This is a genomic window from Paenibacillus sp. FSL R10-2771 (assembly GCF_038000205.1).
Classification (GTDB): Bacteria; Bacillota; Bacilli; order Paenibacillales; family Paenibacillaceae; genus Paenibacillus_AQ; species Paenibacillus_AQ phytohabitans.
This window is the reverse complement of sequence record NZ_JBBOBM010000001.1, coordinates 805,265-818,018: the sequence shown is the minus strand read 5'-3', so window position 1 is coordinate 818,018 and position 12,754 is coordinate 805,265. Positions and strand designations below refer to the sequence as shown.

The window sequence follows — 12,754 nt, the reverse complement described above, 5'->3', positions numbered from 1 at the left end:
CCTATAGCTGGAGAATTGACGGTTTCTTTGTTCAGCAGAGAGATGGTTCCGCAACCGTCTCCCCTGTCAGAAACGGTCCCAGCAGCCGGATTTGCTCATAAGGTGCCAGCGGATTGGCAATCCGCCGCAGCATCAGCTCAGCCGCCCGCTCCCCTGCCTCCTGGACCAGCAGCGCCGGGCGCGACAAGCCGGGACAAGCCTCCAGTTCCCCATGCTCCATCGCAACAATTGATATCTGCTCCGGAATATTAAGTCCCAATTCCTGCACCTTCCGCAGAATGGGCCAGGCTTGTCCATGATTCGCCGAGAGAATAGCCGTAGGGCTTCCGGTCTGAAGAATGGCCGATAAGTCAGCAAGCCATTGAGGATCAGCGGGGTTCACATGATACATCTGTTCAGCAGCGGAAATTCCCCGGCTTGCACAGGCGGCCCTGAAGCTCTGATAGCGCAAGCGGAATCCCCGCTGTCCGTCCGGCTCACCCACGTACAGAATTCGGCGATGACCGCTGCGGCAGAGCGCATTTACCGCAAGAATGATCGCATGCTGGACATCCCAGATTACACTGTCCACCTCGGCACCTTCGGGCGGGAAATTGATCATTACCTTCGGAAGACCAAGCTGCAGCAGAATGGTCTCTGCCCAGACGGGCAGCAGCGGCGACAGAAACAATCCGTCGCAGTATAGAATGCCGCTCTCCTCCAGCCAGTCCGCCAGCTTGTCCGGCTGGGGCCCCTCAAACGGCAGCAATACGGATTGTACCTGATGGCCCAGTTCATCCATGCGCTGATGCAGACCATGGAACTGCAGATTCAGAAATGAGTGGTCTGCAGGCATCAGCATGACGAACCGGCGGGGCTTGCCCGCCGCATAGGCAATGGATTCAGCGGCAAGCCCCGCTTCCTGCGCTTTGGTCGCATAATTCATTGCCCGGGCAGTAGCGAATACCAGCCTGCGGGTCGGTTCCGACATGCCCGGCAGCCCGCGCAGCGCTTTGGACACTGTGTACACGCTCAGCCCCAGGCGGTCCGCCAGATCGCGCAGCGTGACCGTTTTTCTCTTTGACACACGGCTTCCCCCTTTTACTTGGCCATTCCATTCTTCCATAGCTCTCCTGCAATGCAAGCCCACAATCCCCTAAGTACAACTAAAATCAAGCTATAATCCCTTGTTCCTTATATCTATTATAAAGCTAAGCTCTATATAGAAAGGATGAATATGGTGAAAAAAGAACAGATAAATCTGCAGGTGGCTGCAGAGATATATGAGGAGGCCGATGTCGTTGTTATCGGGGGCGGTCCGGCCGGGACAGCGGCGGCGATCTCCGCCGCCCGCTGCGGACAGAAGGTAATACTACTAGAGCAATCAGGGCAGCTTGGAGGGATGGGAACACTGGCTAATGTCAGCATCTATATGAGTGTCGGCAACGTGACCGGCATCTACCGTGAAATGCTTGAAGAGACAACTCCCGAAGCCGTTCCCGGCTCCCACCTGATGTCGCTGCACTCCCGGAAGGACCAGTACTCCCCCTTTGCAGTGCGCCATTATCTGAACGGCAAACTGCACCGGGAGAAGGTTAAGGTCTTCTACCATACCGTCTATGTCCAGCCCGTCATGGAGGGGCAGCGGGTACGCGGAGTACTGGCCCGGACCCGCGAAGGGCTGAAGGCCTTCATGGGCGGGATTGTGCTGGACTGCTCAGGGGACGCCGCTGTGGCCAGGGATGCCGGAGTGCCTATGCGCTACGGCCGGGAACAGGACGGATTAACACAGCCTATGACCCTTATGTTCACCATGCAGAATACCGGTAAGCCGGTTGTCCCTTATCTTCCTGAGGACTGTGAGATATATGAGTCCGTAGACGATCTGCCGCAGGGACGCCACCTGTACTGGGAAAAGAATGATGACGGCACGCTTTTGGTCAATATGACCCGCGTTAAGGGCAACGGTGCCCGTATTGAAGACACCAACTTCGCGGAGCGCGAGGCTCTGCGCCAGGTTTTCTCAACGGCCCATTATTTGCAGCGCAACGGCTTTGAGAATTACATTATTGCCCATATTCCCGGCCAGACCGGTGTGAGGGAAACCGGGCAAATCGTTGGCCTGTATACATTGACCGAACAGGATTTGCTTGAAGCCCGCAGGTTCGGGGATGTCGTGGCGCAGACCAATTATGAAATCGATATTCACAGCCCTGACGGGCAAAAAACGACGGAGGAGCGCCAGCTGGGAAGCTACGATATTCCGTACCGCTGTATGGTACCTGCCGGTGTGCAGGGGCTATTGGTAGCGGGACGAAGCATTTCGGCGACTCATGTAGCCATGTCCTCCATGCGCGTGCAGGCCACCTGCTATGCGCTGGGTCAGGCAGCCGGAGTCGCAGCAGCTGTCGCCAAGGAAGAGGGCACCGTCCATATGGCGGATATTACAATACCGCGGCTGCATCAGCTGCTGGCTGAGCAGGGCGTACAGTTTCATGGAACTGCGCTGTCTGCCGGGAACAACGGCCAGCAGGTAGCCCCCTGAATGTTCCGGGAAATTATAAGCCTTTACAGCAACCGGCCCGGGCTATCTACCGCCCTGCCGGAGCAGCTTACGGTAACGGCCCGGCGGTACACCTGTCAGGCGTTTGAAGCTGCGGCAAAAATAAGACAGATCTTGAAATCCGGCTGTCACCGCAACCTCGATCAGCGGCATACTCTCAGCTTCCAGCAGCTCCTTGGCACGGTTGATCCGGTAATGTGTTAAAAATTCCAGGATCGCAATGCCGGTCTCCTGCTTAAATATCCGGTGCAAATAGGAGCGGGAGAAATGAAAATAACGGACCATCTCTTCCATCCGGAAGGGGAGCTTGTAGTGGTCGGCAATGTAGCCGGTCATCTGCTCCGCGAGCAGCTTCCTGCGCTCCTCCGCTTGCCGGGGCGGCGTGCAAGCCTTCTGCCGTGTCAACACAGCGAACAGCCGGAGCAGAAGGCTTTGCACTTCCAGGGTGTACGCTTCCCTCTTGCCTGCAAGCTCGCTCTCCAGCTCGAGCAAAATAGCCCGGACGCTCTCCAGCTGTCCGGTGTTCAGCTGCCAGAGCACAGAAGCAGACACTCCATCGGGCAGCCATTCGCAGACTTGCTCCGCTGTGGAGAGGTCTACGCTGCAAAGCCTGTCCAGATACCTCTCGTCTACCGAAAGAATCAGCCGGTGCAGCGGCTGGCCATTGGCCGGTCTGGGCATATGCAGCACGGACGGCCTCACAATAATCAGGCTGCCCGCGAAAATCCCGTAGGCTTGATCTCCCGCAATGAATCCCCCGCTTCCTGCCAGGCAGAAGTACCATTCATAACCGTGATGCGAGTGCAGTTCCGCCTGCTTGATGCCATTAATGCGCTGTACACATTGAACCGGGTAATCTGCAAGCGCCCTGTTCGTCATATCATCGACCATATAGGAATTCTGCTTCTTCAATCCCGCTGAAGAAGCCGAATCCAACTCATTTACAGATCTCATTCCAGACATGCCAAGCTTCCTTTCCTCATCAGTATAAGTGTACAATTCTCCAATATATCGGGCAGGATCGCCCAAGAATTCATACAGGCAAGCCATTTATACTGCTTAATATAAGCTCAACTCTAGATCACAGGAGGACTAGTAGATTATGACAACCTTACCTTCATCACAAACACTTGAGTATGCAGCGGGCAAAGTGTACTCCTATATGCTGCGGAACCATTCCGGTAATTGGGGAATGGACATGGCGCATTGGGATTGGGTTCCCGGCGTAGGTGCCGCCTCTATTCTGGAATATTATCAGCAGGACGGCGGCGATGAGATTATAAACCGGCTGTCAGAATGGGCCCTTGCGCATTTGCACCAATCCGGGCATGCAAAGGTTATTAACTCCATGGCTCCGTTTGCCATCTTTCCCGCACTGTACAGCGTCACAGGGAATCCTGTCTTTAAGGAGAGCGCAGTCCGTACCGGTCAATGGATGCTGCATGAAGCGCCAAGAACCCGGGAAGGCGCTTTCGAGCATACGGTGACCGAACAGGCAAGCTTTCCGGAGCAGGTCTGGGCGGATACCGTGTTTATGGCTGTGCTGTTTCTGGCCCGTCTGGCCCGGCTGACCGGAGAAACCGGGTATGCCCGGGAAGCCCTCAGCCAGCTGGAGCTTCACCTGAGACTGCTTGAGGATAAACAGAGCGGCGTGCTGTTTCACGGCTGGAACTGTATCACCGGTGACCATATGTCTGCAGCCAGATGGACAAGAGCCAACGCCTGGATTGCCCTTGCAGCGCCCATGATTCTGCAGGAGGTGGAGGGCCTGCTGCCTGTGCCTGCCTCCATTACGGAGAGATACCGCCGCTTGATGGCGGCGTTAATCGGTTATCAGAGTCCGTCCGGACTCTGGCATACAGTCATGGACCGGACAGACTTCTATCTTGAAACCTCCGGGAGCGCCGGCATCGCAGCCGGGATATTCAAGGCTGTACGGATGGGCCTGCTCGGCGAAGCAGCTCTGGGACCTGCCAGAGCTGCACTTGAAGCGGTGCTGGGCACGATCAAGGCCGATGGGGAGGTCGGCGGCGTGTCCGGCGGCACTCCGGTGATGCCCACTGTGGAGGACTATAATGAAATCTCCTGTATACCCACTCTCTACGGTCAAGGCCTGGTGCTCATTCTTCTGGCCGAAGCCATGAAGTGAAGGCTGACTCCGTTCACAAGACCCTGCCTATGCGGGGGGAAGCCAGACCAAAGGCACCGCAATCCTTGCGGTGCCTTTGGTCTGTGCCGGGCTTGTATACCTAGCACTTAATGTTCAGATACCGAAGATCAGTCTCCGGGCCTCCTTACCCCTTAGTCCTGTCCTCTGAGCGCTTCCACCATGTCCGGCTTCAGCCGCAGATTAAGCGCCAGTTCCCCATCCTCCGTACTCCAGCTTGCAGTAACTTCTTCCCCGTTGCCTGCGGCCGACATGGTTACGAAGAAGGAGTCCGGGCTGCTGTCCCGTCCCTCATCCTCGCGTACCGACAAGGTAAAGACGACCGCTGCCTCGTCCAGAGCCGTAAAATCAATTCTCCGGCGTTCACCGCTGTACAGCACCAGATCAAGGCAGAGGGTGTCGCAGCTGTGGACAATTTCCCATTCCGGATTCTGGACCAGCGAAGTTGCCCCTCCGGCAAACCGGGTATACAAACCGCGAAGGGAAAGCTTCACCCCGCCTATGGATACCACCGCCCCGCCGTCCACGGCATTGGCGGTTACACCGTCAAGACGGCCGCCGATTTCCAGCCGCAGGCGCAGATCCTCTGCCTGGATGCCGCCGTCGATCCGGTCCAGACCGATATGCGTATCCCCGCCGTTCAGCGAGAGCTGAAGACCGCACAGCACGTTCCCCTTGCGCTGCTCGGCGGAAAAGACGGGTGCGGAAAAATCATAGCCGTCATGCAGCATCCGCAGCGCCGCATAGACCGTTCCGCCGGGACCGTCCACATAGGCCAGCAGATTGCGCCGCTGATTCCACATGACCTCCTTGCTGGCCGAACCAAGCGCATAGCGCGTAGTCATGTAAGTAACAGCGGTTTTTTCATAGCCGTCTTCACTGCGGTAATACACCTCGCGTACTTCCCTTTCAGCGGCTTCCCTGAACAAGGCGCGGTAGGATTCGGGACAGGAAATACCAAGGTTGTACCATTCCAGATCGTAGAACATATCCGCTGGAGCACAAAAATCCAGTTCTCCCTCCAGCGCCAGCTGCAGGAACGCCCTAGCTGCATCCGGCAGCAAGGTGGAATAACAGCGGCTATGTGGCCCCGCCCATTGCCCTGTGGACGCGTGAAAATGCCGTGCCACCCCATCCCAGGCCAAATTTAGCATATCCTCGCATATTTCCAGCGCCCGGCCGATCCTGGTCGCGGAGCGGATGCGCGATAATTCAATAATCGCCACCTTAGTGTACGTCGGACTGTTGTATTCCTGAAACGTCCGGGTTCGGCTGGCATATTGATGGAAGGCCTCGAATTTCTGCAAGCCATAATCCAGATAGCGCGGATTCTGAAACACTTCTCCCGCGAGCAGCGTCACAAACGATCCCATAATGGCAATATTCGTATAATGCGGACCCATGTTGCGCCGGATGATGGACTCGCAGGCGTGAAATACCGATTCCCGCACCCTATCCAGCAGCTCCGCAGGCATCCGGTGCTTATGCCGGATTACTGTTGTTAGAAGTACTTTCCCGATAAAATCCGCCCAGTTCCAATCCGGGGGCCTCATGCTGGACAAGGGCTCTTCCAGATAATACGACCAGATACCATAAGTCACGCTGGCCGGATCATGGTCCTGAAGTGAAACGATTTGCCGGATCACGGCAAAAGCCCTATCCTCAGCATCCGTAAGCCCGGTATCCAAAAGCCCTTGGGCATATTCAATGGAAGAACGTATGGAATGCACCTGTTCCACATTCTGAAGTGCGGTGTGGTAGCCGTTGGTTGTATATTTCTCTCTGATCATCGAATGCACCGGGCTGAATTGGTTCTCCAATTGTTCAAGCCTCCACCGCAGGAGAGCCTGTTCATCGAGCATATTATTCATTGTGATCCTACCCTTCATATAGGAAGGAGAAGCCGCCAATGCCCCGGCTTCTCCCGCTCCCTGTTACTTGCGCCGCTGCTCCCGGTATTCGGAAGGCGTCAGCGCAGTGAACTTTTTAAAAATGCGGACAAAGCTGTTGACGTTGCCGTAGCCGACCGCTTCGGCAATATCCATAATTTTGCCGTCCGTCTCCTCCAGCAGCCGTTTGGCCTCAGCCATGCGCAGCGCCATCAGATAGTCGATGAAGTTGCCCTCGGTCTGCTCCTTGAACAGCTTGCTCAGATGGGACACGCTGACCCGGTATTCCTCAGCCAGCAAATTCAGCGAAAGATCGGTTCGGCTGTAATTGTCATGAATATATTCCAGCACCTTCAGAATCAGGCCGTTTTTCTCCCTGCTGCTCCGTTTCTCTTTGATGGCTTCCATATGCCCCTGCAGGGTCTTCATTAGAAATTCCTTGATCTCTTCCAGGCTTTTGTGCAGATTTAGCGACTCCTGCAGCTCCTGGGGCATTTGGATATTATTGTGGCCGATGCCAACATCCTCGGCGATTTCCGCCGCCTTCATCAGGCATTGAAGGCTGAGCTGCCGGATGATCTGGGGCGGCACGCCATATTCGGCGAAGGCTTCGAACCATCGTTCCACCTGCTCGCGCAGCTTCGTGCCGTCCAGCAGCTTCAGCGAATCCATCATATCCTCCGTCATCGCCACCAAACGGTAGAAGCGGGGAGAAAGATCGCCGTGAATATCCTCACGGGTAATGATCGAGTTCGCGCCGAAGACAAGGCGGTAGGATAAGGCTTCTTTGGATTGCTTAAAGGACTTGTGAAGCTCTGTCATAGACTCCACCAGCCCTCCCACCCCAATGGAGATGGTGCGCCGGAAGTGCTCTTCCACATACGATTTGATCAGTTCCGCCACAGCCACCGCCCGCAGCTCGGCATCGGCATCATCGTCGGCAAAGCTGATGATGATCGCACAGGTGCCATTCTCCAGCTCGATGGCAGCGCCCTTTCCCTCTGCCAGAATCAACTCTTCGGCCAAATTGCAAAGCGCATAATTGTACAGGTGCACATCCCGGATCGCGGCAATCTCCTCCCGCCGGTCCAGCTCCGCGTTCAGCACGACAAAGCGGTTCGGATGAAACTGGATTCCGAGCATCTCCATATACTGCACAACATTGTAGATATTGATCTTATAGTTGGAGAGCAGCTCCATCAGCAGCTGCCACTTAAGCATGGGATGGGTTTCCCGCATCTGCTTGTGCAGCTGGTCGCTCTGAACCAGAATCCCTTCAAAAGCGGACTCCAGAAATTGCAGATCATCTGCCCGGTCTGTCTCCTTAGCCTGTGGAGAATATTCGTTCAATTTGACGGAGAGTGTGTGCAAAAACCGGTTCAGCGGTCTGAAGGTCCACTTGCCGAGCGCCAGGCCCATGGCGGCAGCGGCAATGAGGATCATCGCCGAAATCACGGCCAACGTATTGCGGAGTGCAATAAGCGGCTGGTTGAGCTTAAGATCGGAAACGGTGCGGATCAGCGTCCATCCGGTGTAAGGAGAGTCCGTATAGAAGACCATCGACGGCTTCTGATCCACCTGTGAGTGAAAATTCCCCGTTCTGCTCTTACGGCTCAGTGCCTCATGAATATATGAGGACTGGCCGATGTTCTGCCCCAGCTTGTTCTCGGCGGGATGAAGCACGATCTGCCCTGTCTCATCCACAATAAAGGTCTCCCCAAGATCCTCATCCTCATTGTGAATCAGCGAGAGCAGCATTTCCGTCTTCAGATTCAGTGCCATTGCCCCTTTGCGGGCACCCACGGAATGAAGCAGCGGATAGGTGCGGACCAGCGTGACCACATTTCTGTAGATCGGCGAGCTGGACCGGTTAATGACCAGCTGGCGGCTCGGCAGCCACTCAAAATAGCCATCGAACGTCTCGAACGTATTGATCCAGCCGTAATCCTCCAGCTTGCGTTCCTCGGTCAGCACATCCCCGGAAACCAGCCTGTTCTGGCTGTAAGAATACATATCAATGGAGAAGATGTAATCGTCACTGCTTATGAGCCGGTCGATCTGTCCGCCCAGCCGGAAATCATTGCCCGCCGCTTCCTCGCTGGGAAGCTTCTCATCAAAAAACTTCTGGACCTCATCATTCTGAACGAGCTGCACGGACTCATTGTCCACACTCTTCAGCACCAGCTCCAGCTTCTGGTTCATATGCTCCAGCAGCTCCATATTCGTCCGCGTCAGGCGGTCCTTAAGATCGCCGGTGAAGATGAAATAAAACAACAGCCCCGATATGCACACAATCAGGAACAAAAGAATCAGCAAGCCCGCCATCAATTTTTTTGCCCATTTATTCTGCAAAGCTCCCCATCCTTTAGTTCCCGACTGATCTCAGCCGTTACTCAAAACTTGCCTTGTTCTGCTCGTACCATTCCTGCGCCTGGACCTCTACCTGCTCTCCGCCCAGCCGTTTCCATTCCTTACGGATTTCCTCAAGCGCCCAGGCACCGGTATACTTGCTTCCCTGTGTGGTAACCTTGGCGCGGATCTCATTGATAAAGGGCGTCATGGATGTCTGGATTTCATTGAATTCCACAAAGCTTGGCTGATATGGAATATCCCGTCTGAATTCATTCTTCATCGCCAGCTCAAGCCCCTGCTGGCTGAGCGCGGCGAGGCGCTGGGAAACTTCGTCCGCAGCGGCCTTCACCAGCAAATCTTCCGGTTTGAACGTATTGTTGCGCAGGACGGCGTATTCTCCGGCGTATCCTACTTCTTTCTTGAATTTGTCAGGGTCGATCACCTTGGCGACTCCGTTCACGTCGGTGTAGTGCTCGCCCTCAAAGCCGTTGTTAAGTGCCTTCCAGCCTTCATCCACCATCCAGTCCAGATAATTCACAGCCGCTTCGGGATCGGCCATATCCTTGTTGAAGGCAACATAAATGAATGGGGAAGTCTCCTGATACAGGCCGAATTTGCCGTATTTCGTGGATACCGGCTCCATTGGCACAGGCTGCGCATCCGGCACATTGGCCAGCATATCCTTCAGCTGAGATTCCATCGTTCCACCGCCCCAGTTGGCGATATAGATGCCTGCTTTGCCGGTGGTCCAGAGCTGGATGGCCCGCTGATTGTTCTTGTCGGTCAAATATTCCTTATCGACCAGCCCCTGCTCGTATACCTGCTTCTCCAGGGACATGACATCGCCAAACCGGTCAAGCAGGGCACCGTACGCCATCTTGCCGTCTTCCAGATACCACTGGTTATTCATATCCGCATAAATGGCCGAATAGAAGTCAAAGGTGGTTGAGCCTACGATCGGCGTCGTATCCGCGGCGCCGTTGCCGTCCGGGTCTCCATCCTTGAAGGCCTGGGCGACCTGAAGCAATTCGTCAATGGTGGTCGGCATGGCCAGTCCAAGCTTATCCAGCCAGTCCTGGCGAATCCAGGCGCCGTGATTGGCAACGGAATTCATGGTCCGCTCCGTGGCAACCGCATACATTTTTCCGTCGAACGTCAGGTACGGCTTAAGTTCTGGATGCGCTTCCAGATAGGCTTTGTAAGAGGTGCTGTACTTCTCGATATATTCATCAATCGGCTGGATCGCCCCTTGAGTAACCAGCTTTCCGATATAACTGCGGTCAAATTCCCAAATCAGGTCCGGCGCCTGGTTGGAAGCGATCAGCACATTTAATTTATCCTGGGCCTGTGCCCGGGGAACCGGAATAATCTTCACGTCTATCCCGCTCTGCTCCTTGATCCATTTGACCCAGCGGTTGTCCTCATAGGTGCCCTCATCGCTGGAAACGCCGCCGCGGTCGAACATTGAAACGCTTACAGCCTTGGACTTGCTGTTTGTCGCCTCGGGGCTGGAGGTTGCCGGCGAATCTGTCTTGTTATTCGCCGTGTCCGTGTTGTTCGCGCACCCGCTCAGCAGCGTGGCCGCCGCTATCCCCAGCGTCAACGCTGAGGACAGCCATTTGGTTTTGTGCATTTTCATTTTTAAATAACCTCCCTTATTAATCTAGCATATCTTCAAGCTTGTGGTAAGCTCGTGATATCAGCCTTTGACCGAACCCAGCATAACGCCTTTGACAAAATGCTTTTGCAGGAACGGGTAAACACAGAGAATCGGCGTGATCGAGAAAACAATGGATGCCGCGCGTATTCCCTCCGGTGTAATGGAAATCTGCCCTACGCCTTCCCCGCTCTTCAGCAGTTCGGGACTGACCATTTCGATCATCTGATACAATCTGACCATCAGGGACATTTTGTCGGTGCTCTGGATATAAATCAGCACATTCATATAAGAGTTCCACCAGCCCACTGCATAGAACAGGGTCAGAGCCGCAATGACCGGCATGGACAAGGGAAGGATAATTCTCCAGAGTATGGTCAATTCATTGGCTCCATCGATAGCGGCGGATTCTTCCACCTCTTCCGGAAGTCCCTCGAAAAAGGACTTCATGACAAACATGTTATAGACGCTGATTAATGCGGGCAGCCAGAGCGCCCAATACGTGTTGACCAGCCCCAGAGCGTTAATTAACAGAAAATGGGGAATCATCCCGCCGCCAAACAGCATGGTGAACAATACAGCCATCAGAATAGCATTTCTTCCCCGCAGCCTGCTTTTGGACAAGGGATAGGCGCACAGCACGGTGAACAGCATGTTAAAAGCAGTCCCCGCAACGGTGATGAACACCGTATTTTTCATGGCTACTACCAGTTGCCCGTCGTCCAACAGATTGCGGTAGGCGTCCAGATTAAAATCAACCGGCCAGAGGAAAACCTCCCCGCCGCTGATCGCCCGGCTGCTGCTGAAGGATGTGGCGATAATATTGATAAAGGGAAACACTGTCGCCGCGGCAAACAAGGCAAGCGCGATATAATTCAGCCACCGGAAAAATACGGATGAGAACTCGGCTTTGGCTTTCATAAATGTAATCGACCTCTTTCTGTAAGCATGATTCCTCCTACCACAGGCCCCGCTCTCCCATAGTCTTGATCAGCCGGTTGACCGAAATGACCAAGATAAAGGCGATAAGTGACTGGAACAGCCCCAGGGCCGTTGTATAGCTGTATTGAAGATTTTCGATCCCGCGGGTATAGACATAAGTACTGATAACCTCGGCAACCTGGCTGACGGCGCTGTTCTTCATGGCGTAGACCTGCTCAAAGCCGACATCCATCATTTGGCCTACCCGGAGAATCAGCAGAATTGCCGCGGTACCGCGGATACCCGGCAAGGTGACATGCCAGATTTGTCTAAATTTACTGGCTCCGTCGATTTTGGACGCCTCGTACAGGGTAGGGTCAATGCCGCTTATAGCCGCCAGATACAGAATCGTTCCGAATCCCGCCTCCTTCCATATGCTTGAAGCAATGAAGGATACCGGCCACCAGAAGGTGTCTGCCATGAAATAAATCGGCTCCAGACCAACCCATTGCATCAGTTGATTCACGATCCCGGTGGATGGGGACAGGATGGCGATGACTATGCTCCCCAGAACCACCCAGGAGATGAAATGCGGGATGTACAGCAGATTTTGCAACACACGCTTGTAGCTGCTCCGGGTCACCTCGTTGAGCAGTATAGCCAGAATAATCGGCACCGGGAAAGCAAATACGAGACTGTACAAATTAAGCAGCAGCGTATTGCGCAGTACTGTATAAAATTCCGGGCTGGCAAACAGCTTCCTGAACTGCTCCAGACCTACCCATTCGCTCCCCCATATTCCATCCGCCAGCCTGTAATTTTTAAATGCAATAATTTCTCCGAATAATGGGCCGTATTTGAACAGCACAAAGAATACAGCAACCGGAATAAGCATGAAATACAAATATTTATCCCGCTTCAGCTGTTTCCGGAATCGGCTTTTGGATACTGCGGCTCCGGAGCCTTTCTGCATCGCCGGTGGAATATAGGGCTCTGCGGATTGTGACAAGTTAATCTCTCCTTTCTTGTTTCTTGCTAAAGGCTCGTTCAGCAAGCGCATCCTCTGTCTGAACGGCTGCCCTCAAATTAGCATGAAAGAAGGAGCTTCCGAAACCTTCACTTTCCCGTTTTCTACACCATTTCCCGATCCGGCACCCTTCATCATTTGTTCCAACCTTCATTTTTTAAGCCGGGCAGTACATTCGGTTCCTTTTTTGGAAGTTTAT

At 54.3% G+C, this 12,754-nt stretch carries 9 protein-coding genes; 2 read left to right on the top strand and 7 right to left on the bottom strand.

Translation table 11 applies throughout. The features are described from left to right. Positions 1–31: 31 nt before the first annotated feature. Positions 32–1,066, bottom strand: coding sequence for a LacI family DNA-binding transcriptional regulator (locus NSU14_RS03555; protein WP_179093622.1), 1,035 nt, complete (start codon positions 1,064–1,066; stop codon positions 32–34). 144 nt (positions 1,067–1,210) lie between these two features. Between NSU14_RS03555 and NSU14_RS03550 the strand changes: the two genes are divergently transcribed. Continuing rightward, positions 1,211–2,524: an FAD-dependent oxidoreductase gene (locus NSU14_RS03550; protein WP_340942922.1), complete on the top strand. Its 1,314-nt coding sequence runs from the start codon at positions 1,211–1,213 to the stop codon at positions 2,522–2,524. Between the two features lie 42 nt (positions 2,525–2,566). Here the strand turns inward: NSU14_RS03550 and NSU14_RS03545 are convergent, their stop codons facing one another. Next, positions 2,567–3,496, bottom strand: coding sequence for an AraC family transcriptional regulator (locus tag NSU14_RS03545; RefSeq protein WP_179093623.1), 930 nt, complete (start codon positions 3,494–3,496; stop codon positions 2,567–2,569). Positions 3,497–3,644: 148 nt separating this feature from the next. Here NSU14_RS03545 and NSU14_RS03540 point away from each other — a divergent pair, with 148 nt between their 5' ends. Next, positions 3,645–4,691 (top strand): glycoside hydrolase family 88/105 protein, encoded by a 1,047-nt coding sequence (locus NSU14_RS03540; protein WP_042139611.1) that lies wholly within the window; start codon positions 3,645–3,647, stop codon positions 4,689–4,691. Between the two features lie 152 nt (positions 4,692–4,843). On the opposite strand, the gene NSU14_RS03535 is transcribed toward NSU14_RS03540, so the two are convergent. The 5 genes from NSU14_RS03535 to NSU14_RS03515 form a co-directional block, all read right to left on the bottom strand. After that, positions 4,844–6,580, bottom strand: coding sequence for a hypothetical protein (locus NSU14_RS03535; RefSeq protein ID WP_340942918.1), 1,737 nt, complete (start codon positions 6,578–6,580; stop codon positions 4,844–4,846). A 63-nt stretch (positions 6,581–6,643) separates the two neighbouring features. Further along, positions 6,644–8,950: a helix-turn-helix domain-containing protein gene (locus NSU14_RS03530; RefSeq protein WP_042139613.1), complete on the bottom strand. Its 2,307-nt coding sequence runs from the start codon at positions 8,948–8,950 to the stop codon at positions 6,644–6,646. Positions 8,951–8,987: 37 nt separating this feature from the next. Next, entirely contained in the window at positions 8,988–10,589 is a 1,602-nt protein-coding gene (locus NSU14_RS03525; RefSeq protein ID WP_231575210.1) for an extracellular solute-binding protein, read from the bottom strand. 60 nt (positions 10,590–10,649) lie between these two features. Further along, entirely contained in the window at positions 10,650–11,528 is an 879-nt protein-coding gene (locus NSU14_RS03520) for a carbohydrate ABC transporter permease (protein WP_340942914.1), read from the bottom strand. A gap of 37 nt (positions 11,529–11,565) precedes the next feature. Further along, the gene (locus NSU14_RS03515; protein ID WP_231575211.1) at positions 11,566–12,537 is read right to left on the bottom strand and encodes an ABC transporter permease; all 972 of its coding nucleotides are present in this window, start codon (positions 12,535–12,537) and stop codon (positions 11,566–11,568) included. Positions 12,538–12,754: the final 217 nt, after the last annotated feature.

What these genes read in the sequence shown, in the direction of transcription:
- NSU14_RS03550 (WP_340942922.1), top strand. Translation starts at nt 1,211, where the DNA reads ATGAATATGGTGAAAAAAGAACAGATAAATCTGCAGGTGGCTGCAGAG.
- NSU14_RS03545 (WP_179093623.1), bottom strand. Translation starts at nt 3,496, where the DNA reads ATGAGATCTGTAAATGAGTTGGATTCGGCTTCTTCAGCGGGATTGAAG.
- NSU14_RS03540 (WP_042139611.1), top strand. Translation starts at nt 3,645, where the DNA reads ATGACAACCTTACCTTCATCACAAACACTTGAGTATGCAGCGGGCAAA.
- NSU14_RS03535 (WP_340942918.1), bottom strand. Translation starts at nt 6,580, where the DNA reads ATGAATAATATGCTCGATGAACAGGCTCTCCTGCGGTGGAGGCTTGAA.
- NSU14_RS03525 (WP_231575210.1), bottom strand. Translation starts at nt 10,589, where the DNA reads ATGAAAATGCACAAAACCAAATGGCTGTCCTCAGCGTTGACGCTGGGG.
- NSU14_RS03520 (WP_340942914.1), bottom strand. Translation starts at nt 11,528, where the DNA reads ATGAAAGCCAAAGCCGAGTTCTCATCCGTATTTTTCCGGTGGCTGAAT.